This is a genomic window from Methylicorpusculum oleiharenae, assembly GCF_009828925.2.
Classification (GTDB): Bacteria; Pseudomonadota; Gammaproteobacteria; order Methylococcales; family Methylomonadaceae; genus Methylicorpusculum; species Methylicorpusculum oleiharenae.
The window spans coordinates 1,483,704-1,509,149 of the sequence record NZ_WUTY02000001.1 but is presented as its reverse complement, the minus strand read 5'-3'; the positions used below and the strand labels follow the sequence as shown (position 1 = coordinate 1,509,149).

General features: G+C 46.1%; 20 protein-coding genes. 9 read left to right on the top strand and 11 right to left on the bottom strand.

What is annotated here, in order from left to right:
* Positions 1-7 precede the first annotated feature (7 nt).
* The 3 genes from rapA to GO003_RS07065 all read right to left on the bottom strand — a co-directional run bounded on the left by rapA (position 8) and on the right by GO003_RS07065 (position 4,973).
* Complete coding sequence (gene rapA / locus GO003_RS07075) at positions 8-2,776, bottom strand: RNA polymerase-associated protein RapA (protein ID WP_159652810.1); 2,769 nt, start codon at positions 2,774-2,776, stop codon at positions 8-10.
* Positions 2,777-2,968: 192 nt separating this feature from the next.
* The gene (locus GO003_RS07070) at positions 2,969-3,850 is read right to left on the bottom strand and encodes a fructosamine kinase family protein (RefSeq protein WP_159652808.1); all 882 of its coding nucleotides are present in this window, start codon (positions 3,848-3,850) and stop codon (positions 2,969-2,971) included.
* A gap of 37 nt (positions 3,851-3,887) precedes the next feature.
* Entirely contained in the window at positions 3,888-4,973 is a 1,086-nt protein-coding gene (locus tag GO003_RS07065; protein ID WP_159652806.1) for a TRAP transporter substrate-binding protein, read from the bottom strand.
* Positions 4,974-5,762: 789 nt separating this feature from the next.
* On the opposite strand from GO003_RS07065, the gene GO003_RS07060 reads away from it, so the two are divergent.
* Positions 5,763-7,922, top strand: a complete 2,160-nt coding sequence (locus tag GO003_RS07060; RefSeq protein ID WP_159652804.1) for an AMP-binding protein — start codon at positions 5,763-5,765, stop codon at positions 7,920-7,922.
* Between the two features lie 27 nt (positions 7,923-7,949).
* On the top strand, positions 7,950-9,104 hold the full coding sequence (gene lplT / locus GO003_RS07055; protein ID WP_159652802.1) for a lysophospholipid transporter LplT: 1,155 nt from the start codon (positions 7,950-7,952) through the stop codon (positions 9,102-9,104).
* 10 nt (positions 9,105-9,114) lie between these two features.
* Here the strand turns inward: lplT and GO003_RS07050 are convergent, their stop codons facing one another.
* Complete coding sequence (locus tag GO003_RS07050) at positions 9,115-9,723, bottom strand: TetR-like C-terminal domain-containing protein (RefSeq protein WP_159652800.1); 609 nt, start codon at positions 9,721-9,723, stop codon at positions 9,115-9,117.
* Between the two features lie 264 nt (positions 9,724-9,987).
* Here GO003_RS07050 and GO003_RS07045 point away from each other — a divergent pair, with 264 nt between their 5' ends.
* Together GO003_RS07045 and GO003_RS07040 are read left to right on the top strand one after the other, a co-directional pair.
* A complete protein-coding gene (locus GO003_RS07045) occupies positions 9,988-10,812 on the top strand; it encodes an N-6 DNA methylase (protein WP_231088854.1) in 825 nt (274 codons plus the stop codon).
* Entirely contained in the window at positions 10,809-11,327 is a 519-nt protein-coding gene (locus GO003_RS07040; protein WP_159652798.1) for a restriction endonuclease subunit S, read from the top strand. The genes GO003_RS07045 and GO003_RS07040 overlap by 4 nt, the downstream gene beginning before the upstream one ends.
* A 121-nt stretch (positions 11,328-11,448) precedes the next feature.
* Here the strand turns inward: GO003_RS07040 and GO003_RS07035 are convergent, their stop codons facing one another.
* Positions 11,449-12,960: an IS1182 family transposase gene (locus tag GO003_RS07035; RefSeq protein WP_231088853.1), complete on the bottom strand. Its 1,512-nt coding sequence runs from the start codon at positions 12,958-12,960 to the stop codon at positions 11,449-11,451.
* A 240-nt stretch (positions 12,961-13,200) separates the two neighbouring features.
* Between GO003_RS07035 and GO003_RS07030 the strand changes: the two genes are divergently transcribed.
* From GO003_RS07030 to GO003_RS07010, 5 genes are all read left to right on the top strand, one after another.
* On the top strand, positions 13,201-13,599 hold the full coding sequence (locus GO003_RS07030) for a restriction endonuclease subunit S (protein ID WP_206444801.1): 399 nt from the start codon (positions 13,201-13,203) through the stop codon (positions 13,597-13,599).
* A gap of 191 nt (positions 13,600-13,790) precedes the next feature.
* Positions 13,791-14,237, top strand: coding sequence for a virulence RhuM family protein (locus GO003_RS07025; RefSeq protein WP_231088852.1), 447 nt, complete (start codon positions 13,791-13,793; stop codon positions 14,235-14,237).
* Between the two features lie 54 nt (positions 14,238-14,291).
* On the top strand, positions 14,292-14,816 hold the full coding sequence (locus GO003_RS07020) for a transposase (protein ID WP_159658927.1): 525 nt from the start codon (positions 14,292-14,294) through the stop codon (positions 14,814-14,816).
* The gene (locus GO003_RS07015; RefSeq protein ID WP_159658928.1) at positions 14,809-18,048 is read left to right on the top strand and encodes a type I restriction endonuclease subunit R; all 3,240 of its coding nucleotides are present in this window, start codon (positions 14,809-14,811) and stop codon (positions 18,046-18,048) included. The genes GO003_RS07020 and GO003_RS07015 overlap by 8 nt, the downstream gene beginning before the upstream one ends.
* Before the next feature lie 72 nt (positions 18,049-18,120).
* The gene (locus GO003_RS07010) at positions 18,121-19,062 is read left to right on the top strand and encodes a PI-PLC domain-containing protein (protein ID WP_159658929.1); all 942 of its coding nucleotides are present in this window, start codon (positions 18,121-18,123) and stop codon (positions 19,060-19,062) included.
* A 59-nt stretch (positions 19,063-19,121) separates the two neighbouring features.
* Here GO003_RS07010 and GO003_RS07005 read toward each other — a convergent pair whose 3' ends face one another.
* The 6 genes from GO003_RS07005 to GO003_RS06980 all read right to left on the bottom strand — a co-directional run bounded on the left by GO003_RS07005 (position 19,122) and on the right by GO003_RS06980 (position 25,033).
* Complete coding sequence (locus GO003_RS07005; protein ID WP_159658930.1) at positions 19,122-19,529, bottom strand: BLUF domain-containing protein; 408 nt, start codon at positions 19,527-19,529, stop codon at positions 19,122-19,124.
* Positions 19,530-19,793: 264 nt separating this feature from the next.
* Positions 19,794-20,810: a hydroxylamine oxidation protein HaoB gene (gene haoB / locus GO003_RS07000; protein ID WP_159658931.1), complete on the bottom strand. Its 1,017-nt coding sequence runs from the start codon at positions 20,808-20,810 to the stop codon at positions 19,794-19,796.
* Complete coding sequence (locus GO003_RS06995) at positions 20,810-22,498, bottom strand: multiheme c-type cytochrome (RefSeq protein ID WP_159658932.1); 1,689 nt, start codon at positions 22,496-22,498, stop codon at positions 20,810-20,812. The genes haoB and GO003_RS06995 overlap by 1 nt, the downstream gene beginning before the upstream one ends.
* 175 nt (positions 22,499-22,673) lie before the next feature.
* Complete coding sequence (locus GO003_RS06990) at positions 22,674-23,018, bottom strand: hypothetical protein (protein WP_159658933.1); 345 nt, start codon at positions 23,016-23,018, stop codon at positions 22,674-22,676.
* 659 nt (positions 23,019-23,677) lie between these two features.
* Entirely contained in the window at positions 23,678-24,322 is a 645-nt protein-coding gene (locus GO003_RS06985) for a hypothetical protein (RefSeq protein ID WP_159658934.1), read from the bottom strand.
* A gap of 54 nt (positions 24,323-24,376) precedes the next feature.
* Positions 24,377-25,033 (bottom strand): glutathione S-transferase family protein, encoded by a 657-nt coding sequence (locus tag GO003_RS06980; protein WP_159658935.1) that lies wholly within the window; start codon positions 25,031-25,033, stop codon positions 24,377-24,379.
* Positions 25,034-25,446 lie beyond the last annotated feature (413 nt).

Genomic DNA, 25,446 nt, shown 5'->3' with positions numbered 1-25,446 from the left:
CGTAAGCTTAGCTTGTAATTACAAAACGAACTGCATCCAGCTTGATTTTCGCCTCTTGAATATGCTCATGTAACAATTCGGTAAAGTCTTTTAACTGCTCAATTTCTTCTTCCCGAATAGAGGGATTCACTTTTCTCAACCTGACCAGCCTTTTTATCTCAGACGTCAAGGTAGTCAACATCAGAAAAGTTGCCTTCTCAATCATTGAGTTCATTTCATGAGTTGCTTTTTGTTCCGCCAGATTCAGCAAATGCGTAATGGGCAAACGTTGATTATTGAGAAATGCGACGATTTGTCTTTTATCAAATTTAACGCCGGAATCGACAATCTGTTCGTGCTGAATAATGTTGGTCACATCATTTTTATTTTGATCGATCAACACGCGAATAGGCGCTGAGGGCAAAAACCGCCTCACCTGCAGCGAATCAGGCGCGCTGCATTCCACTACAAACAGGCATTCCAGAAAAAACCGTCCTGCTTTGACTTGATCGAGCTTGACCACACTGACGGCTGCATTACCTGTTTCACTGGATAACACCATATCCATAGACGCAGTCACCATGGGATGCTCCCAGGTCACAAACTGCAAATCTTCGCGCGCCAGACCAATAACCCGGCTGGTCGTCAGGGTAATGCCATCATCAGGAAGCCCCGGGAAATGGGCCAGGCGCAGATGTTCACTGGGCCGCAGGATATGGCAATCGTTGGAATGAAATTCTATATCCACGCCGTAACAATCAAAAACAGCCTCCAGATATGGCCATAGCGTTCCTTCATTATCGATGGCTTGCAACTGATCGATAAGCTGATGAGCGGATTCTTTCCGGCAGGAGTTCAACTCCAGTAACAAATCCCTGCCATTATGAAGCTCTATATCTATCTCCCTGGCCAATATCTGAGTTTTGGCGATCAATTGCTCCAGCTCTGCCTGATTCAGCGATTGTAAAACCGCAATCAATTCCTTGGTAAGAATAGCTGCGACCTGCTGCGCTGCGTGACAATTGACTCGAAATGCATTCAAGCCTTCGTCATACCATCGGTACAAAAAATGATCTTGTGTATCTTTGATATAAGGAATATGGATCTGTATCACGTGTTGTTGACCAATCCTGTCCAAACGACCGATACGCTGTTGCAATAAGTCCGGATTTGTCGGCAAATCAAAAAGAATCAGATGATGCAAAAACTGAAAATTACGTCCCTCACTTCCTATTTCCGAACAAATCAAAAGCCTCGCAGCACTTTCTTCATCCGCAAAATAGGCCGCCGCCCGGTCGCGTTCGATAATACTCATGCCTTCATGAAACACAGCCGCCGCAATTCCTGCACGGGTTTTTAAACTTTGCTCAAGCTCAATGGCCGTTTGAGCTTTTTTACAGATTAGAAGCGCTTTCCGACCGCGCAACGATTTGATGGTGTCGACCAGCCATAAATAGCGAGGATCATTTTCCATTTTCTCGGTAGCTTGACCTTCCAGCGGATAGCCCTGACATTGGCGTTCCGGAAAGCCCTTGACCGTTTGTCTGGAGTTTCTAAATAAAATCCGCCCCGTGCCGTGATGATCTAACAGGATTTTCAATAGTTCGGCCCGTGCTGTATCAGCCTGATCGGGATCATCCAATTGTTTTACCAGATTGCCGGCATTGTCATTCTGAAGTAAGCGGCTTAAATTTTCCCTCGCCTGTTCTGATAAGGGCTGAGCCTCGATCAATAACTTCGCTGCTTCTGCAACCGGCTCGAACTGCTTCTCTTCTTCCAAAAACGCGGTAAAGCTATAAAAACGATCGGGATCCAGCAAACGTAACCGGGCAAAATGGCTTTGCTTACCCAATTGTTCAGGCGTTGCCGTCAGTAAAATCAGGGAAGGTGAAATGCGCCCTAATTGTTCGACAAACAGGTAATCCTGGCTAGGCGCATCCTCGCTCCATTCAAGATGATGCGCTTCATCAACAATCACCATATCCCATTCGACGTCCAGCGCCTGTTGCTGGCGTTTTGGATAAGCTGAAAAAAAGTCCTGACTGCACAGAACAAGCTGTTCCGTCATAAACGGATTGTCTTCATGCGTTTCAAGGCAACGTTCTTCATCGAACAAACTGAAACGCAAATTAAACCGCCGCACCATTTCCACCAGCCATTGATGCAGCAGACTGTCCGGCACGATAATCAGCACACGCCGGCTCAAACCATTGACCAGACGATGATGTAAAATCAGGCTGGCTTCAATCGTTTTACCCAATCCCACTTCATCAGCCAACATAATTCTGGGGGAAGCGCGTCCGGCAGCCTCATGCGCAATATAAAGCTGATGTGCAATCAACGAAGCTCTGGCCCCTTGCAAGCCTTTAACCGGAGATTGTTGCTGCTGCTGCAAATGCCGCCAGGTTTCATAGCGTAGATGAAACCAGTTGCTGGGATCAAATTGTCCGGTAAACAAACGATCTTGGGGTTTATTGAACTGGATATGATGGCTTAATTCTATTTCTTCCAGTTCAATTTCCTGATGACCGTCATCACGGCCAAAGTAAGTGATCAATCCACCTTTTTCAGTCAGACCGGTGATGGTCATTTTTTGACCTTCTGCGGACTCTACGACATCGCCCACACTGAATTTAACGCGCGTCAATGGCGCATTATCCTGAGCATAGAGCCGCTTTTCGCCGGTGGCGAGAAACAATAAACTGACACGATTGTATGCAGCCTCTTCGACGATACCTAAACCTAATTCTGACTCGGTGTTGCTAATCCAGCGCTGGCCGGGAATAAATTCATTCATGGTTGATTAAAACAGTAATCTTGTAATAAAAATGAGTGGGGGGAAATGGTCTGTGAATCACCTGACTTAACTAACTTTGCATTATTTAATCGTCAGCGAACACAAGATTATTTGTAGAGTAGCTATTCACGTTGATAGCTACGATTATTTTTAGCTCGCAAGGGTAAAACCGTCATCAGCTGCAAAATTCCTTTATTTAAGTTCAGCTAGCAGCTGCGACATCATTGATTCGGCCTGACTCAAGTAACCGGCACCAAATAAATTGAGATGATTGAGAATGTGGTAAAGATTATAGAGAATCTTTCGCTGAGCGTAACCTGCATCCACTGGAAATGTTTCACGATACGCCGCGTAAAAACCGGCGCTGAAACCGCCGAATAACTCAGTCATGGCCAGATCGGCTTCATGATCCCCAAAATAACAGGCAGGATCATACAAAACAGGCTGCCCCAGATTGTCAGCCGACGCATTGCCCCCCCACAAATCGCCATGTAATAACGATGGTTTGGGCTGGTAAGACTCAAAGAAAACCGGTAATGACGCACTTAATTTTTCGCCTTTTTGTTGCAGACTACCTGAATATCCGTTTTCAGCGGCCAAACGCAATTGAAAACCCAAACGGCGCTCTCGCCAAAAAGTAATCCAGTCTGAGAACTGCCCGTTCAGTTGCGGCGTGCTGCCTATCGTATTATCCAGATGCCAGCCGTAATAGGCTTGCCGCTGCAAATGCAGGGTTGCGAGTTGCAGACCCAACCGTTCATCGGCTTGTTTCGATTTATGATTGAGATCCAGATATTCCAGCACAATGAATGCAGATTCCTTTGTCTTGCCGTAAGTAACCGGCGCAGGCACTCTGACACTCCGCGTCGCGGCCATCGCGGCTAGCCCGGCAAATTCAGCCGCAAACATGGCCTCGCGCTCAGGTCGATTCAATTTGACAAAATAAGACGTCTCTTCACCTTGCAGCCGGTAAGCCGCGTTAATGTCGCCTCCGATAACGGACAGCACGCGACGGATTCTGAACGGCTGGCCAATGGCAGCTTCAAGGTGTTGAGTAATAGGATCCCAATTCATAAGTTCAGGATTTTTTATCCTCTATTGAGTTTTAAAGTTAAAGCGCCCTGGCCTTCAAATAAGCCAGTTCTGAAATATCTCCCCAGCGTATGACTTGTTTTTTAAACGTCATGACCGATTCGAATACTTTTTTAGAAGCGGCATCCTTCTCGGCTAATTCGGTGACGACTTCTTCAGAAATACCTTTCAATGTTTTCAGCACTTCATCCGGCAATGGCAGCACTTTGACGCTGTGTTTGTTAATCAGCGTATCCAAAGCCTGGTTATTACGCGCAGTAAATTCAGCAATCATATCCATATTGGCCGCCTTGCACGCCGTTAACACAATCTGCTGTAAATCTTTGGGCAAGGTGTTAAACGCTTTTTCATTGATCAAGGCCTCAATCGTCGAACCCGGCTCATGCCAACCCGGATAGTAGTAAAATTTGGCGACTTTGTATAAACCAAAAGCCAAATCGTTATAAGGCCCCACCCATTCGGTGGCATCCAACGTACCTGACTGCATCGCTGTAAACAGTTCTGCGCCCGGCATATTGACCGTAGTGCCTCCGGCCCGGCTCAGCACTTCACCGCCTAATCCGGGAATCCGCATTTTCAAACCCTTGAGGTCATCCACCGTCTTTATTTCACGGTTGAACCAGCCGGCCATTTGCACACCGGTATTACCGGTAGGCGCCGGAATAATGCCGAAGGGTTTATACAATTCCCGCCATAATTCCAAACCGCCGCCGTAATACAGCCAGGCGTTCATTTCCTGCGCAGTCAGACCAAAGGGTACGGCGGAAAAAAATTGGGCCGCTTCCGATTTGCCTTTCCAGTAATAAGCGCCGGAATGACCCAGCTCTGCAGTTCCTTTGGAAACGGCATCGAACACTTCAAACGCAGGAACCATTTCCGCGGCACCGTATACTTTTACCTGTATCCTGCCGCCACTCATTTCACCAATTAAACCGGCCAACAAATTGGCATTCGTTCCCAGCACAGGAAAATTTTTCGGCCACGTAGTCACCATTTTCCAATTGAACTCCGCCTGTGCCATTGCGGCACGGGGAGCGGAAACCGACACGGCACCAGCCGCCAAGGAGGCTATGCCTGCCGATTTGATAAAGTTGCGCCTCTTCATAATGCTACCGTTACTCATTGATGCGATTGAATTAAAGCCAAAAAACGTGAGTGTTATAACATCAACAACCCAAAAAAGCCCTGTCGGTCAGGAGCTTGGTTCTTCAGTTATGCCATCCCGTTCACTTACTGCTCCATTCCTGTTCTTACTATTACAGTTAAAATGCAAATGCAAAATTTTGCTTACTTTATCACATGCCGCTAGCTGCGCGCGCATAAGCCTTCAGGTAACAGTAATTCCCAGTTTGAACTGTGAATGTAGCTTTGAGAGTTGGCGTAAGCCTTGCGCGGAACGCGGTAAACCCATCCATGGGAACTTGGCGGCAGCGTCATTTCGGTAGGGATTACCGAAATCCAGACCCCATGAATAGCTCGAAGCTTACCCCCCTTGGCACTGAATGCCCGTTTCCAGACGGGCATCACGAATTTATGGATTTAGCTGAAACATCTTGCTAATCAGGAAAAAGGAAACCTTGATTCAGATAGGGGTAAAAGCAATCCATAAGCTCACCTCTATGCAACAGCAGTTTTTTGATTTTGAACGCGGCTTTACGACTGCTTTTAGTTGAAACGACTCATTGCGATGAATATCCGATAGCGCCTCGTCATTTTAGAGCATCGTGACTATCCTTGTTCATCGATGGACAGACTCCAGGACAAAAAAAGTGATCATCCAAAAAGCTATAATATGTCCGATTAAATTTTTAATTGAACACCGTTCAATTATTGATTATAGTTTTCCGGCAATGCGTCTGACAATGTTTGTTAAGATGCCTACAGGAGGAATTTCATGTTAAAAAAAATCTTACGCAAGTTGTTGACCTTCGTCTACAAAGTCGAAGTCAAGGGTCTTGATAACTATCAAAAAGCGGGCAATCGAGTCCTTATCATATCTAATCACACCTCGTTTCTGGATCCTTTGCTGCTGGGAGCATTTCTTCCTGACGACATTACGTTCGCAATCAACACCCAAATTTCGGAACGGTGGTGGTTAAAACCGTTTTTGAAATTATCCCAAGTGTTTCCGATGGACCCAACACATCCGTTGTCGCTGAAAGAGTTGATCAACCATTTAAAGAAAGACACCAAAACCGTTATTTTCCCTGAAGGCAGGATTACCGTTACCGGCTCGTTAATGAAGATTTATGACGGCCCCGGGATGGTTGCGGACAAATCCGAAGCAATGATTTTACCGATACGCATCGACGGCGCTGAATATACGCATTTTTCCAGACTCAGAAACTCCGTCCGGTTGCGCCTGTTTCCTAAAATTACTATCAGGATTCTTTCGCCCACGCAAATCAAAGCACCTGATAGCTTACGCGGTAAAAATCGGCGTAAATTCAGCGGCCATGTTTTGACAGACATCATGACTGAAATGATGTTTGCCACCAGCCATTACCGGCAAACACTTTTTTCAGGATTGCTGGAAGCTAGAAAAATTCATGGCTGCTCACATACAGTGGCAGAAGACCTGGAGCGCAAACCACTCTCTTATGACGCGCTGATTACCCGTTCTATCCTGATTGGCGATCTGATCCGCGACATCACCCGTGAAGGCGAAAATGTCGGTGTGTTTTTGCCCAATTCCACTAAAACGTTATGCGTTGTTCTGGGTTTGCAATTGCATGGCCGCACCCCTGCGATGCTGAATTATTCAACCGGTTCGTCCGGCATGTTGTCAGCGTGTAACACCGCCCAGGTAAAAACAGTGCTGACCTCTCGCCGCTTTATCGAACTGGGTAAATTTCAAAATGAGGCTGATCAATTAAGCCAGCAAATGACACTGGTTTACCTGGAAGACATCGCAAGTGCTCTGAACTTATTCACTAAAGCGAAAGCGTATGTCAAATGCAAAACGGCCAGTTATTGGTATAAACACACACGATACAGCGCGGACAGTCCCGCCGTCATCTTGTTTACTTCCGGTTCGGAAGGCACTCCCAAAGGCGTGGTTTTATCCCATTCCAATATTTTGGCCAATCACAAGCAAATACAATCGCGGATTAATTTCAATGCGCAGGATGTCGTGCTTAATTTTCTGCCGATGTTTCACTCGTTTGGTTTCACCGTCGGTACGATGCTGCCCATCATGAGCGGCATGACGACCTTTTTCTACCCTTCGCCATTGCATTACGCGGTCATTCCTGAAATTGCTTACGAGATCAACGCAACCATCATGTTCGGCACCAATACATTTCTCTCCGCTTATGGCAAGAAAGCCCATCCTTATGATTTTTACAGTATTCGCTATGTCGTTGCGGGCGCGGAAAAATTACAGGAAGGCACTCGTCAATTATGGTCCGATAAATTCGGCATCCGCATCCTGGAGGGCTACGGCGCAACCGAAACCGCACCGGTAACCTCAGTCAACACGCCCATGGATTGCAAACCAGGTACAGTCGGCCGGATCATGCCGGACATGAATTATCATTTGGAAGCCATTCCCGGTATCGAAGAAGGCGGCAAGTTGCATGTCTCAGGTCCGAATATCATGCTGGGCTATTTGCTGGCCGATAATCCGGGCACACTCGTTCCGCCCGAGTCGATATACGGCAAAGGCTGGTATGACACCGGCGACATCGTCCATATAGATGAAGAAGGCTTTATCAGCATTCGCGGGCGCAGTAAACGTTTCGCCAAGATCGGCGGGGAAATGGTTTCTCTTACCGCTGTCGAGCAACTTGCCTCCAAAGCATGGCCGGGCGCCTTGCATGCAGCCGTCAGCATTCCCGACCCCAAAAAAGGCGAGCAGATTCTTTTGTTAACGACGCAAAAAAATGCCGTTATCCAGGACATTGAAGCCGTGGCAGCAGGTGTGGCAAAAATCGCCTTGCCCAGGAAAATTTTTATCGTCGATGCTATTCCGGTTATGGCGACCGGAAAGGTGAATTATCCGGCAGTCACTGATCTGGCTTACCGCATAATCGATTCCAATTCGACTCTTTAATTTTAATGTCACCATCGGCACCTCACCATGCATAAACAAATTTATCCTTTGCTGATTGCGCAGTTTCTTTCGGCTTTTGCCGATAATGCGATTTTATTTACCGTCATTGCCATGGTGATGCACTCGACGGAACTGCCAAGCTGGTATGTACCGGCCTTACAAAGCGTATTTATTGTTGCCTTCGTGGTATTGGCGCCGTGGGCCGGAAATTTTGCCGATACCCAAGCCAAATCCAGAGTCTTGATCATTGCCAATTTGATTAAAGCAGCCGGAGCGGGTTTACTGCTATTCAACTTTGAACCGTTGATTGCCTATTGCGTCGTCGGTGCCGGAGCCGCAATCTATAGCCCTGCCAAATACGGAATACTGCCGGAACTGGCCGGTCACGCACAATTGGTCAAAGCCAACAGTTGGATTGAAGGCTCCACGATTCTGGCCATCCTGACCGGCATGATTGTAGGTGCCAAAGTAGCTGATTTTTCTACCGTTTGGGCATTAAGCGGCACCATTGCGCTTTTTGTGACGTCTGCTGTGGTTACTTTATGGCTCCCTGTCACAACGGCACATCCAAAAATTCCAGGCTCAAAAATCGTGCTCTTCGGCAAACAAATTATCACCTTTTTTGATACGCCCCGGTCGCGATTCGCTATTCTCGGCGCTTCAATGTTCTGGGCGGCAGCAGCAACCTTACGGGTCATTCTGGTCGCTTGGGCGCCGCTGGTTTTACTCTCAAAAAATGCGACTGAAATCGCCGAACTCACCCTTTTTCTGGCGATAGGTATCGTTGCCGGTTCGGCTTTGGTTCCCAGGATAATTCCTCTGGAATACCTGCGCCGAGCGCGAATTCCGGCCTATTTAATGGCCTTGTTCATTTTGGGATTAAGCTTTATGGACGGCCTGTGGGAATCACGATCCTTTCTTTTCCTGATCGGCATGTCCGGAGGAATGTTTATCGTGCCTGTCAATGCCGCATTGCAGGAAATGGGGCAACAAAGCATAGGCAGCGGCAGCGCGGTGGCGTTACAAGGATTTTTTCAGAATGCGGCGATGCTGCTTGCGGTGGGCGGTTACACCTATGCCGCCTCTTTGAATATCAGCCCGGTTTTGGCCATGGCCTGGCTGGGTGTGCTGGTGTTTATTGTGACGTTTCTTGTGTCTATCCGTTTGCCTCAGAAAACTTAGAAGACAGGCCTTATTTTACGGCGCTGGCTTCCCAGCCTAGGATGAAATTCTCAACCAATAACAACAAGGCTTCTTCGGCATCTTCTACACCCACGGTATCCATTTTACCTGTCAGGGCCAGCAAACAGACGCCATGGATACCACCCCATAAAGCTCTGGCCGCCTGTTTGATCTGATGCTCAGTCAATCCAGCCGCCATTTGCCGCATAGGCTCTTCCAGAATTTGAAACAGTCTCTCGATTTTAACGGTGTACCAATCCGGCAGTGTTTCGCTTTCCGACAAACGATGCTCGAATAACATGGCCCAGCGATTGAAATTCTCACTGGCAAAAGTCAAATAAGCTTTAGCTAATGCGATCACTTTTTGATCCGCTTGCAGCTCCTGATTACCTTGTGTCAGCGCCTCAGCAATCGAATCCAGGGTTCGCGCTTGAAGGTGCATGATCAGGTCGGCCATGTTGTCGAAAACCATGTAGACGCTACCGACGGTATAGCCAATGTCCATCGCGATTTTGCGAACCTTCAATTCGCCATAACCGTCCTCAATCACAATATTTTCGGCGGCTTTCAACACCATATCTTTTATTTCTTCCTGACTGTGCTCGCTTCGTCTTGCCATTTCAATACTCTTTTGATTGATTTATTTAAACGCTTCTTAACCATACACTCCATAACGTCTAGCCAAGTTGCGGGTAGACCTGTATTTTCCTTCTTGAGTTCAAGAGTATAGCCAAAGGGCAGCTTTTAATCGGCTCAATCAGACAAAATCCAAAGCCCGTCAAAAAATCAATGATTTTAAATTATGTAGCAGAGCCTAAATTAACGAGTCGCAGGAAATGGCTCTTAACGAAGCTATCCGGAACGAGATCGACAACATGAGAACATGCTTACTTGCAAATGGTTATGGAACAACGAAGGCTCGTTTTTAAACGACGCGCATAAAGACCTGAAAGCCGATTTCATCATCGCCAATCCACCGTTCAACATCAGCGATTGGAGCGGTGAACTCTTGCGTACCGATGGCCGCTGGCAATACGGCACACCGCCCGCAGGCAATGCCAACTTTGCTTGGCTGCAACATTTTATTCATCACTTATCACCGACCGGCAAAGCCGGTGTGGTTTTAGCCAAAGGCGCATTGACCAGTAAAACCAGCGGTGAAGGCGTGATTCGGAAAAATCTGATCGCTGATGGCAACTTGATTGACTGTATCGTCAATTGTCCAGCCAAGCTGTTTTTAAATACGCAAATTCCTGCTGCATTGTGGTTTATGAGGCGGGATCGTAGAGACGCAAAATTTCGTGGAGACGCAAAATTTTGCGTCTCTACAGACCAACATCCAAACAATCGGCAAAACGAAATTCTGTTTATAGATGCGCGAAATCTAGGACATTTAATCAACCGTCGTACTCGTGAACTATCACATGAGGACATTCAGCAAATTGCGGATTCTTATCATGCCTGGCGGACTCGAGAAACACCTTACGAAGATATAAAAGGTTTTTGCGCCTCAGTGCCGTTAGAACGTGTCGTTGAACTGGATTACGTTTTAACACCTGGTCGCTATGTCGGTTTACCGGATGAAGAGGACGATTTTAATTTTGCTGAACGTTTTGCGGCGTTGAAAGCGGAGTTTGAGGCGCAGTTGCAGGAAGAAGCTCTACTCAATCAGGCCATTGCTGAAAATTTGGCAAGGGTAAAAATATGAGCGAGTGGCAAGAATGTATAGTGGAAGAAATAGCTATGCCTGGGAAGAATTCTCTTTCCACAGGGCCTTTTGGCTCAGCTATCAGTTCAAAATACTTTGTTGACACTGGTGTTCCTGTTATTCGTGGAGGGAATCTGAGTACCGAAATAGGTACCCGAATAATTGACGATTGCTTTGTCTTCGTTACAGAAGAAAAAGCTTCCGAATTTACACGATCAACTGTTCGCGAAGGTGATATTGTTTTTACTTGCCGGGGTACTATCAATCAAATTGGCTTGATTGATAAAAAGTCTAAGTATTCTGAATACATCATCTCAAACAAGCAAATGAAGCTAACTCCAGATACAGAGAAAACTGATTCTCTCTTTCTGTATTACCTATTTTCATCGCCAGAGAAACAGCAAGAAATCATAAATAATGGCATTGGTGCTGCTGTCCCAGGCTTCAATCTGGGACAACTTCGCAAAATGGTTTTGTCCTTGCCTCCACTAGGAGCCTGTCCGAGAATAGCATAGCGAGAGTCCCTATTTTTTGAATATTCATTAGAGCATTCGAATATTCATGTGTTGTTCCCGAATTTTGCACCTTTTAGCGCATAAACGAGCTTCTTGTCTTGCTAATGCTTTCTGTTTTTGCCTATGTGGCGGGATTTAATGCCCATTTCCCAAAATTTGGGCGCACTAATCCCGTACCCATCGCTTTGACCATTTTTTTAAGGTTGTGCGTGGCGCAGACCAGCGAGAATTCGCCGGCGACTTTGTCTTTGCCTCTGACACTGAAGCCCCGGAAACCGCTGTTCTTGATCTGCCCGAAGACCGGTTCGACAATGACTTTGCGTTGCCGGTAAACGGCCTTCGCAGCCGGTTGCCGCATTTTTTCGCGCATCTGTTGCCGCAACGGCTCTTGGGCGTCGGAGCTCAGCGTCCGCGCTTCGCCTTTTTGGGACTGACAGCAGCGTTTGAAGTAAGGGCATTCGGCGCAGACCGAGGCGTGGCCTTGATAGATCTTCTGCCCTTCGGCACTGTGCCGAACCACGGTGAGGGTTTGTTCGCCAGGACAGGTATAGGTGTCGTCCGCCTCGTGGTAGGTGAAGTCGGCTTTGACCAGTTTCCGCTCGGACGTGACCAAGGGGCTTAACGGCGTGGTTTCACCTTTTCCGGGCGCCAGATAAGCATCGACACCCTGTTGCGCGAAGGCCTCTAAATTATTGCCGGAGAAATAGCCGTTATCGGCACTCAACTGATCGGGCAGGCGCCCCGTGCTGTCTTGGAGCGCGGTTAAGGCCGGCTCGACTTCTTGCTGGTCGTTGGCATTAAGACTCAGGTGTTGGGCAACAATGATTTGCTGGTCAGCATCGACGCTGATTTGGCCATTGTAGCGGTAGTGAAAGTCACCCTTTTTGCCCATGATGCGTGCATCGGTATCGGCAAAGCTGATTTGTTTTTTGCCATCGATCGGCTGGTCCGGATTGAGCTCGGCTTCCCGGGCTTCGAGCGCTTGTTTGGCGGCTTTGATCTTGCTCAGTCGGCCTTGTTTGAACTGTAAGTCGGCCGGTAGTTCATAACCGGTTTGGTCGTGGTAGCGCTGATCTTCTTCCTGATCGCAACGCGCCGCTTGGGCGATCAGCGCTTCGATCTCGTCGGTTAACTGGCGTTCCTGTTCCTTGAGGTGCTGATAGCTCATCGCTTTGTGCTTGGACGTATTCGCTTTGAATTTCGAGCCGTCCAAACTGATATGAACCAACGAGGCCAGCTTTAACGCCAAGGCTAATTGGACGGTCTGCTTGAAGCAGGTTTGAAAGAACGCGGCATGGTCTTTTCGAAAGTCACTCAAGACTCGAAAGTTCGGACAGTGATTTTGCGCGATGAACAGGAACGACAAGTCTTCGCGGCAGCGCCGCTCGATTTGCCGGGAACTGAATACGCCGCGGCTGTAGGCATAGATCAGAATCGAAACCATCAACTTCGGGTGATAGGCGTGCTGGCCTTTCCGGCTATAGGTCCGCTCAACGCTAGCAGTATCCAACTGCTCGAACAGTTCGCCGTAGAGAAAGCATTCATGACCCTCCGGCAGGAGGTCAAACACATTGCCGGGAAATAATTGGTATTGATGAAACTCAACCGGTCGGGATTTGAAGGGAATCGTCATCGCTGCGCAAAGGTCTGTTATTTTTAATAATTATACCTTATCTTGTTGATATTGTTAAATAATATGACATAAAGACATCCAGATCTTGCGTTTCGTTCCCAGGGTATGATATGAACTTGTATCATACTAATTCAATTCTCGGACAGCCTCCTAGAAGAACAAAAAGCCATCGCCACCTTACTCAGCAGCCTTGATGACAAAATTGACCTGTTGCACCGGCAAAATAAAATCCTTGAAGCCATGGCGGAAAAGTTGTTTCGGCAGTGGTTTATTGAAGAAGCTAAGGAGGGTTGGGAAGAAATGAGTTTGCTTGATGTTGTTGAGTTGATAGGCGGAGGAACACCGAAAACATCAACACCAGAATATTGGGACGGAGAAATACCTTGGTTATCTGGAGGCGATATTGCCTCAAGTCACAAATCATTTGTTATTTCTTCAGAAAAAACTATAACTGAGGATGGTTTAAATAATAGTTCAGCAAAATTACTACCAAAATTTGCAACTGTCATTTCGGCAAGAGGAACAGTTGGGAAATATGCGTTGCTATCCAAACCAATGACTTATAGTGAATCAAATTATGGAGTGCTTCCAAAAGTTGATAATTGTTATTTTTTACATATTTACTTATTAACCATGTAGTTGGTGAACTCCGAAACACCCTGTTACCCAAACTAATGAGCGGCGAAGTGCGGGTTAAAACATCACTTTGAACTGTTGCAAAACATGCAATAATTCAACTACCGATAAATACTCGGTTGTTGATGGCACAGACTAATAAGTAGAGACGCAATATTTTGCGTCTCTACTGAAATTGGAATATGGAAAATGTTGTGACAATCGAAAATGAACAAATTGCCATTTATCAATCCGCTGACGGCCAAATTCAGATTGAGGTTTGCTTAGAACAAGAAACTGTTTGGTTGCGCCAAGAACAAATGAGCGTGTTATTCGGACGTGAACGCTCGGTTATTACCAAACACATCAATAATGTGTTTGCCGAAGGCGAATTGGATGAAAAAAGCAATGTGCAAATTTTGCACATTGCGGGTTCGGATAAGCCGGTTAAGGTTTACAACCTGGACGTGATCATCTCGGTGGGCTATCGGGTGAAATCTCAACGAGGCAGCCAATTCCGAATCTGGGCCAGCAATATACTCAAACGATACCTGATTCAGGGCTACGCGCTAAATGAGCAAAAGCTGCAATCGCAAGGCATTTTAGCGATCCAGGAAAAATACAGCCATGCATTGGCGGTGCTGGATGATTACGACCTTTAGAGACGCAAAATATCGCGTCTCTACCAAGGCAACCGATACAGATTAAAGAGTGCCGTGGAAAAATATAAAAATAAATACCGTGTTCAGTCAACCCGCCTGCCATATTGGAATTACGGCTGGAATGCGGCTTATTTTGTCACTATTTGCACCGCAGGCCGAATTTGTCATTTTGGCTCGATTGAGAATCAAATAATGAGCTTATCGGAATTGGGTCGCTGTGCTGAACGTTGCTGGCTGGATATTCCAAATCATTTCCCTTTTGTTGTTTTACATGAATTTGTGGTGATGCCCAATCATGTTCATGGCATCTTGGCTATCGATAAACCTGTAGAGACGCAAAATCTTGCGTCTCTACAGGAACGGCAAAATCGCTTTGGCCCACAATCGCAGAATTTGGCTTCGATTATCAGAGGCTATAAAATCGGTGTTAGCAAATGCGCTAAAAATCAGGGAATCAATTTCGCATGGCAAGCGCGATTTCACGATCATGTTATCCGCAGTGAAGAGAATTATTTGAAAATCGCCGAATACATTCAAACCAATCCACAGCGATGGCTGGAAGATACCTATTATGTCTAAACTCACTGAATCCGCCATTGAAGCATTTGCTCTTGATCCGTTTCAACAGCTTGGCTATAGCTATCTTTATGGCCCTAATATTGCGCCGGACGGTGAGCATCAGGAACGGCAGCATTACGATGCGGTGTTATTAGTTGGTCGTTTGCAAGCGGCGCTAAAACGCATCAATCCAACTGTATCGCACGATATATTACAAGCGGCATTAAAAGATGTGCAACGCGTCCACTCACCCGACTTGTTGGCGAATAATGAAACCTTCCATCGTTTGCTGACCGAAGGCGTCAAAGTCAGTTATCAGCAAGATGGCGCTGAGCGCGGCGGTTTAGTGTCGTTGATAGATTTTGCTAATCCTGACAACAATGATTTTGTCGTCGTCAATCAATTTACTGTGATTGAAATCCATCAGAACAAGCGGCCGGATTTGCTGTTGTTTGTAAACGGCATACCGCTGGTCATCATTGAGTTAAAAAACGCGACGATCAAGTCTGCCTATAAACAGCTGGAAACTTATAAACACACCATTCCTTGTTTGTTTACTTCCAATGCGTTGTTAGTGATTACCGATGGTTTGGAAGCGAAAGCAGGTTCTTTGTCGGCCGGTTATTCGCGTTTTATGGCTTGGAAAACCGCGGATGGCAAAGTGGAAGCGTCGCATTTGGTCAGTCAGTTGGAAACGCTGATTAAAGGCATGCTGAATAAATCGACATTGCTGGATTTGGTTCGTCACTTTATCGTGTTTGAAAAGAGCAAACGCGAAGATCCCGAAACCGGTGTGATCAGTATTCACACGGTCAAAAAAGTGGCTGCCTATCATCCGTATTACGCGGTCAATGCCGCTGTCGCCTCTACCTTACGCGCTGCCGGATTTGAGGGTAGAGACGCAAAATCTTGCGTCTCTACAGCAACCATTCAGGAAAATTTCGCCAGTTATGGTTTACCGGGTGTCACGCAACAACCGCGCGGTGATAAAAAAGCCGGTGTGGTATGGCATACGCAAGGTTCCGGTAAATCGCTGTGTATGGTGTTTTACACCGGCAAAATCGTGTTGACGATGGATAATCCAACAGTGCTGGTCATTACTGATCGTAATGATTTGGACGACCAGTTGTTTGATACTTTTGCTTCGTCTAGTCAGTTATTACGTCAAGACCCGATACAAGCGGAGAGTCGTCAGCAATTAAAAGAGTTGTTGCGTGTTGGTTCCGGTGGTGTGGTGTTTTCCACCATCCAAAAATTCCAGCCTGATGAAGGCAATGTTTACGAGCAGTTATCGGACAGACACAATATTGTGGTGATCGCAGATGAAGCGCATCGTACTCAATATGGCTTCAGCGCCAAAACCATCAGGGAGAAGGATAAAGACGGTAACGAAATCGGTAGCATGGTGGTGTACGGATTTGCAAAGTATTTGCGCGATGCGTTACCGAATGCCACCTACTTAGGCTTTACCGGCACACCGATTGAAAAAACCGATGTGAATACACCGGCTGTGTTTGGCAACTATGTAGACATTTACGATATTGCTCAGGCAGTTGAAGACGGTTCTACGGTGCGGATTTATTACGAAAGCCGTTTAGCGAAAGTGGGACTCAGTGAGGAAGGCAAAAAACTGATCTCTGAATTGGATGTAGAGACGCAAGATTTTGCGTCTCTACCGGCCACCCAAAAAGCCAAAGCGAAGTGGACTAAGATGGAAGCGTTGATAGGCAGTAGTCAACGCATCAGAAACTTAGCAAAAGATATTGTCAGTCATTTTGAAGCACGGCAAGAAGTGTTTGCCGGTAAAGGTATGATCGTTTCCATGTCGCGGCGGATTGCGGCGGAACTGTATCAAGAAATCATCCTGCTGAAACCCGAATGGCATTCCGATGATTTGAACAAAGGTGTAATTAAAGTCGTTATGACGGCTGCGTCCAGTGATGGCCCGGAATTAGCCAAACATCACACCAGCAAACAGCAGCGTAAACAATTAGCGGAACGCATGAAAGAACCTTTGGTAAAGACGCAAAATTTTGCGTCTCTACGCTTGGTTATTGTCGTTGACATGTGGCTAACCTGCTTTGACGCACCGAGTTTGAACACGCTGTATATAGACAAACCAATGAAAGGCCACAATTTGATGCAAGCCATTGCGCGGGTCAATCGGGTTTACAAAGATAAACCGGGTGGTTTGATCGTTGATTATTTAGGTATCGCCGCTGATCTAAATGAAGCGTTATCGTTTTACTCCGATGAGGGTGGTAAAGGTCATCCGACCTTAGCGCAAGAGCAAGCGGTACATCTTATGCTGGAGAAATTGGAAGTGCTTTCCGGCATGTATTACGGCTTTGCTTATGAGCATTACTTTGATGCGGATACATCGCAAAAGCTTTCGTTGATACTGGCCGCAGAAGAGCATGTGTTGGGGTTGGATGATGGTCGTAAACGCTATATCAACGAACTGAAGGCGCTATCTCAAGCGTTTGCTATCGCTATTCCGCATGAACAAGCGATGGACGTAAAAGATGAAGTGGCGTTTTTTCAAGCCGTTAAAGCCAGACTGGCCAAGTTTGATGGCACAGGTGAAGGTATCAATAACGATGAAACTGAAACCACCATCCGCCAAGTAATAGATCAAGCATTAGTCTCCGAACACGTTGTAGACATTTTTGATGCAGCAGGTATTAAGAAGCCGGACATATCCATTTTGTCTGATGAGTTTTTGGAGGAGCTGAAAAACCATCAATACAAAAACTTCGCACTGGAAGTATTAAAAAAACTGTTGAACGAAGAAATTAAAGCCCGTGCCAAAAAGAATTTGATCCAAAGCCGTTCATTGATGGAAATGCTGGAAAACCCCATCAAGAAATATCAAAACAAAATATTGACTGCTGCTGAGGTTATAGAAGAGCTTATCAAGATTAGTAAGGAAATTGTCGCCTCTGATGACAATACCAGAAACATGGGGCTGACGGATTTTGAATATGCCTTTTATACCGCTGTTGCGAATAACGATAGCGCCAGAGAACTGATGCAACATGAGCAGCTGCGGGAGTTGGCAGTTGTCCTGACGCAAAAAGTGCGCGAAAACGCTTCTATTGACTGGACGATTAAAGAAAGCGTCAGAGCCAAATTAAAAGTCATCATCAGGCGGACTCTGAGGTTTTATGGGTATCCACCTGATATACAATTACTTGCTACAGAAACCGTGTTGAAACAGGCTGAGATGATTGCGAGTGAATTAACTGCATAAATCGCCATTTCCACTGATTAACATCCAGGCAACTGAAGCAGTTGCCCCTCAAATTACAGCGACACTATACGAATGAAAGAGCAGTTGTTTACTTTTGAACAAATCCACATTGAGGTTGCACGAAATGCTTCGGATGACTTTAACCTGTTTCACGACAAGCACAAATGGTTGCAGATTACTCATAATCCGTTTAAAGGACCGATTGTGCTGGGTTTTCAGTTAAATACGCTGATCGAATATCAGATGCGCTTGTACCGCGAAGCGCATTATGAAGACCAGATCATTGCGGACAAGCAACTGCGATTCAGTAATTATCAGACGATTTTTGTCAACGCTTTGAGGCCGCGCCAGGAACTCTCACTTGAAATCAAAAAAACCCTGATCACCACCATTCCTCATTTGACTCTGACTAACCGTGTCATGATCAAATCACAAAACAAAACCATATTGCTGGGCTATAAAAAAGAAACCCAAACGCCGCTGTTTCTTGGCGATACCGATTTAAGCAATTTACCGGATCTGAATACGGTTGCTGATAAAACGCTGGTGCCGGGCACGGATTATTTTTTGATTCGTAAATGGCTGCAGAATGGAAATGTCAAAAATTTTCTGTCCGGATCATTGGTTGAGCAATCCGATTATTTTGACGAACTGGCCCATATTGCCCACTACCCTGAAATATTCCCCTGCAGTTTGACTTCGGGCGTTCTATTGGAAAAAGCCCAGCTTGAGAATCACGATTTCAAGGCAAACCCGATGGTGTACACCTCGCATGATATTTCGGTTGACCGTTTTTTGATCAAACAGCTCAAAAATAACGATAAAGTCTATATTCTGGTCAAGCAACTGCCGGAATCCAAGAATAATACGCTGAATAACACCAGCATCATGTTGCGCACTTACGAATGTTATGGCGTGCTGGATAATCAGGAAATTCTGTTCAGAATCAAACTGAATCTGGTGCCTTTAGAAGAAATTATTAAGAACCTAAGTTTAAAAGTCAGTAAGAATTGAAAGCGAGGAAGCGTATCGATAAGGACTTTTTCACTTATTCGATAGACACGGGTTGAGGATTAATGCTCGGCATTCAATCGCTTAACAAAATCGCGCATCGTTTCAGCAAAAACCTCCGCATGAACGGATTCAAGCCGGTGATCCAGCAGTTTTTTGATGTGCTCAAATTTCAAGGGGTTGGTCTTGATAACGCCCATGGACCAGTTTTTAAACATCCTTTCCTTCGCGTATGACATTTGCACGATCTGGCTGTTGCTATGCCTTCGATCATCCAGGATCTTAACATATAACCTGAGCACAGCTTGTTCATGACCTTCCAAGACCTGCATGAACATGTCACCACCGTAGATAAGAACGCCAGTGACGCCTATGATTGGGTTGTTTTTTCGTGACGACTGAAGGATGTTCTGTACCTGAGCATCCGATAGCCCGGGCGTGGCGTGACTAAAATAGAGAAGTCGAATCATTCTGCATTAACTCTTTTTAAAAACAGATACTGCCAACCTACGCGGTGTATCAACCTTGGTTTTTTGTTGCCCGCTGAATAATTACAAACTGAAGTTTCCAAGTTTTTATAGGGTTGTCCAGGCTTTTTAGGGAACTGTGTTTGCATTAATAGTTGCCGTCGTTCCGGCAGGGATTGCCACTGTATACGCAACCCTATCAATAATTCCTGCAGCCCTAGCAAAATGGCAGTGCGTTTTTAAAATTACTGTGGCTTGCAATGAGACCTAATGCGCTGTATTCGTGCTTTTGATAGCGTCCTGATCCAGTTGATAAACCGACAAAAAACCGCCCCACGTTGTTTGATAAATTAAATTTACACCGTCCGGCAGTTTTTTTAATGAATCCACAAAGGGCAATAGCCTGACCAATAAGCTGTTGTCTGCACCGTTCTCTTTTTTAACCGTCCAAACTCGATAAAACCGGTTTTCTTTTTGAGCAAGATAATTTCCTTCGCCTTCATCTTGAGACCAGCGTTTAACCTGAGCAATATCCCCATGCAGGTTATCACCCACCGGGAAGTTTTTGACGATTAAAGGAATTCGGGTTCCGCCATAGTCGGCAAATTCGGCTTGTCTTAACAACAGATCATTGCTCACAACGATATAGACAGGCCGCTTTTTCCCAAAGTAATCAGCCATTTCAGCCAAGGCCTTTTGGCTGTCCATCGTCAACCAGCCTGCCATTTTGGTTAATCGCAGTTGCTCGTCCTGATTGGCCTCAACCAGACGATCTTTAACGGCTTTCCAGACAGGGCTTTTGAACGTTTCTTTGCCCGGCTTTCGAATCCAGGCGTCCTTTCCGCTAAGAAAATGAACACGCTGTCCGTCATCCCACCAACTGACTATCAAGGCATCATCTTCTGCATGACGTGCAATAACCTCAGCCGCTGCCTGCCAAATCTTCTGCCTTACCCCGGTTTGCGTCGTTACAACCTCGGACGCGCTCTTTTCCTCGGGAAACAGGACCGCGCTTTGTGCCGCGCCGCCCTGATCTTTATATTGAGCCACTAAAAGATTGAAGGCATCCTTGCCATCTTCCTTAAATGTAAAACGATTAACTGCATCGGCCGGAAATTTCCCCTTGAGATCCACTCCGGTTTCCGGTGTTTGAATAAATGATAGAGCGTCCTGATTGAGGCTCTCCCTGGATGTTGACAGTTCCTTATAAAGCAGGGCGCTGCCGGAGACCAGCAACGCCAAGCTTAAGCCTATAAGTGAAACAGTCCTTGTTTGCTTTTTCATTAGACGGAATCTTTGTCAGTTTCCGATGTTTTTTCTTCAACCGTCTCGTCTTCTTGGGTACGGGCAGGCTTAAGAACGATATAGGCCACACCCAGTCCCAGGACGATCAGTAAAATGGCACTCATCAGGACATTATTACCGCTGTTTGATCCATTTGAAGAGGCAGCCGTAGCAGTCCCTTTATCAGGAGCAATAGTTTTAGCGGCCGCCGCTTCTCTTAAGCGCGTGTCCTCATCCATTATCTCAGCATAATCGCTCAGTAACTCCGACCATCCTTCGGTATAGGTAAAGCCTCCGGGATTAGCATGGAAAATACCTTTGTAGTGCTTGATAACATCATGCTCCCACATATTGGCATACACTCTTTCCACATGACTCGGGTTATTGCCTTTGGCCCAGAATAACTGGAAGAAGCCGCCTGCCGCATCTTTTTCAGGCGCAGGAGGTACCGGACGGTTGGTTTTTTGACCCGTCAGCAAGCCGTCTTTATACAGTTTTTCTACGACTTTCTTGGCTTCTTGCTCAACTTCCAAACCTTGTATCGTGCCTTTGTCAGCCGCATCCAAATAGGCTTTTGCGAAACTGGCCGAGTGACAGGTAGAACAGCTTTCCACCCAAGCCTGTTTGCGCTGTTCAAACCAGGGATGGCTCAAATTATCGGCAATAGCTGGTGTTGGATTGAAGGCCCAGCGCACTTTGCGAACCAGGTTATGAGAAAACTCACCTTTGTATTCAAAATGGCACAACTGACAAGTCGGGGCCGTATAGCCGCCTTTGGTAATGGCATCTTTTAAAGGCACTTCAAAATTCCAATTCGCTTTACCCAAGGTTTGATACTGGGTACCGTGCTTGGACGTCATGAAATTTTCGAATTCGTTGTGATCTGCACCGTTATGACAAGTGGCACAGGCTTCAGGTTGTCTGGCTTCAGCGGCAGAGAATGTATGCCGGGTATGACAGCCGTCGCATTTGTTTTGCTGGTAGTGACACATGTCACAACCTTGGGCGACTTCACGCTGGGACATCGCGGCCCAGATGGTGTTCTCGACATTCGCATCCCAATCAACGGCATGGGAAGGATGACCTTTACCCCATTGCTTTTGCGGCCACTCCTGTTCTTTTTCAGATTCGGCTTCGGCAAATTCGCCGACATGGCACGTACCGCAAGCCGCGCGATCCGGCATTACCAGATTTTCAGAGTGATTGATCTTGTCTTTGCCAACGCCGCCATGACAGTCGATGCAGCCGACCTGGCTCAACTGCTGACCGCTTGCTAGCACGCCTTGTTTAACCAGATTGGCTTCCACATCCGCAAGTTTTTGTTTTTTATAAGCCTTGACGTTACTGTCAGGCAGATTGCGGATTGCATTCAAGTCACTATGACTGCTGCTTTTCCAGGCATGATAAGCGCCGGGGGTCGTTGCTTGGTGGCAACCGATACAGCTGTCGCGATCGAATTCGCCTTGTACCGTTTTGGGTGGCGTATAAAAATCTTTGGGATTCCAGTATTTCTGGATAGGAATCGGCTCCCAATACTTCCCGTTAGAACCTTTACCCGGGTGGGAGTCATAATAATTTTTCTTGATTTGTTCAAAATCGGGGTCTTGCGCTAAGGCAAATCCGATTTGGCTGAATCCAATAGCTGTCAACACTAATGTCAACAACAAGCTAGGCAGCTTATTTTTCATGGCAGGTACCCCCTCAGTAAAGGTCGTTTTTTGTATTTTTGTTTCGTATCGAAACTTATTTTAGCGCAATCTTTCGCTCATTAAAACAAGCATCAACAAATTTCCAATAATGCGGGCATTCGGATTTACGATTATTCAATAAAAGCAAAGACCGGTTTCTTTGCCCAACGTTTCGTTAACTCCGGTTTTCCTGTAATTGCTCGATCAATTTTCTTTGCACATCAATGATTTCTTTCATCGCTTCAATCGTTTTATCTTTCTCTTTAAGCAATTCTTTCAGAAGCGCTTCTTTTTCATTAAACTCAACCACCGGTTGAGTTTTTTCTTTATTCTCAATAGGCTTGTGATCTAACGAGACAGGATGAGGGTCGTTCTTTGCCACGGTATTAAATACCGGCGCATCCATCTCCCATTTCATTTTGGGCTCTTTTTTAGAAAAAGCGCCAGCTCCGCCATCCAAATCAAGATCCAACTCTTTCTCGCCAGGCAAATTGCCAAATGATATTTTTGGGTCAGTCATAAAACCTCTTCGTTAATTGATGATTCAAGGCGCTGTTTTTAATCAACGACCGCAGATCGGTAGGAGTCAAACGTTGATCCAATAAACAAAATCATTAAAAAAGGGTATCTGCTCACCCCCTCCAATTTTAGTGGGTGTAGGTGGTTGATTGAAAAGGCTTCTGCAACAGGGATGTTGCAGAGAGCTACAGGGACGAATTGATGCGTCCTTTGAAATCAAGCACCTACACCCTTAATTCAAAGCGGGCGAGTAGTTACAAAAAATGAATGGTTCGCCCCTTTACTGAAGCGATGAAATAACTTTCTAAAAAGTTTATTAGAAACAACCTGTATGTCGCTGTTATTCTAATATTTTTTATCTAACTTCACCATTCATCTTTTTTGTTTTTGCTCACCCTCCCATTTTATTGGCTGTAGGTGGGTGATTAAAATGGCTTCTGCAACGGGGATATTGCAGAGTACTAAAGGAACGGCGGGTTCACGACGATTCTCGCCATGCACATCCTGCACTTTTAACCAGGTCAAGATATTTCAGCAGGAAAGGAATAAAGCGCGATTGAGGGAATTTTAAAAACCGAATCAATCAGCAACCGGAAAATCATGTGAACCTGCCGGCTGCGCCACTTCATCCAGCACGGCAAAAACTCGGGCTGCGAAACGTTATTTCAATTCTTGCATAATCACTTTCAGCTTCTGCAACACTTGCTGCTGCAGTTCCAGGGTCAATTTACCGAAGTCTTCTTCAAACTGAGCCTTCGAATAATCATCTGCCGTCATTTGCTGCTTTAATTCCGAAATACCGCAATCAGACAGCACTCGCTTGATGGGGACTTCTGCGCCGCTTAAACTGATTGAACCCGCCAGGACTTTTTTGATCAGGGTGGTTATGCGAACAAAGATAGTCTGGCCGGATAACATATCATCAATAATGATGGCGACATTTTCATCCGTATAACCCCGTTGCTTGGAATCATTAAATGTTTTCATTTTAAGAGCAACGGGGGAACGCTGGTCTATCTGATAATCCATATCAAAAGGCCTGTTTTGCGACGCGATCAAGGCATTGCCATCCACGACAAATTGCAGTTTGTTTTGCTTGCACATTATTTCCAGCCTGATGTTGTCGCTCAAGCCGCGCTGAGGTATGGGCGACCTGACAAAGCTATAGGCGAGGTTGGTTAACCGGTCTTTTTCCTGTTGATACGTCCATTCATTTAGTTCTGCCTGCACATTGACAGGTACTAAAAAGAAGCTCAGCCATAAAGCCAACATGAGGGGCTGGCCTGTTAATCTGTTTTGTTTCATTACTTGATCCTGAAAATCAATGAGGGGTATAAGCGCCCTAATACCCCCTTCACACTACTTTGCTGTTTTCGCGAAAAACTGAGCCAAAGCAACGGCTCTGTCCTTGCTGACCGCTTGCGCATGCGAACGACTTTCCACCGCGTGGATAAAAGCCTCAATTCCTGGGACGTGCGCGGCAACCAGATCCTGCCCATAGACCTTCTGTGTCGCAAATGAAACCAGTTGCAAATGCGGCCACGCCACCACATCGGCAGCGCTGAATTGATCGCCCAACGCATAAGGCGCCAACTTCATCAGCTTTGTCAGGCCTTTTAAGCCTGCCTCGACTTTGGCTTTAACTTCTGCTTTTGTTTCATCCGAGGCGGTGGCGCCAAAAAGCGCTTCGCCGTAAAGTCTTCGTGCCTGCAACTCCACATTTAATTCAATATGGTGAATCAGTTCCCGGCATTTGGCTCGCTCATAGGCATCTTTTGGATAAAGCGGATTCTCAGGAAAATAATCTTCAAGAAACTCCAAAATCGCCTGGGACTCCGACAAATATCCATGCTCTGTTTTAATAAACGGAATCTTGCCCAACGGAGACATCTTCAACAACGCTTCGTCCTGGCTGGGTGCTACAAATTCCTCCACAAAAGCAATCTCTTTTTCCAGCAACGCGAACTTGATTTTATTGTAATAATTGCTGATGGCAAAACCATATAATGTAATCACGACGTTTCTCCTGATAGAGTTAAAGTTTCTTAAATTCAGCGTTGGGTCTGGCGCTCCGGGCTAACCCAAACCTATGCGGGACAGTTCAACCAAGCCAAATAATTCAAATCGGCATGCCCCGTTTTCATTAAAACCCGGTAATGTGCAAAACCCGACATAATCAGCCAAGCATATTCCGTAGGTTGCGGTTGGCGAAAGCCAATCCAACATTTCAAGGCCATGGCGTTAATTGTTGGGTTGCGAAAAGCATGTAACCCAATCTACCCGCCGCATCACCTTCGTTTTGTTGATCCGCTGAAAAATTACAAAGTTTCCTGATAAGCCTTGTTTAGCCCCTGGCTTCGCTCAACGCCTCCAGTATTGCTTATTGTAATTCCGGAATCGGCTTAAATTCACACACTGTTCCTGAAGGG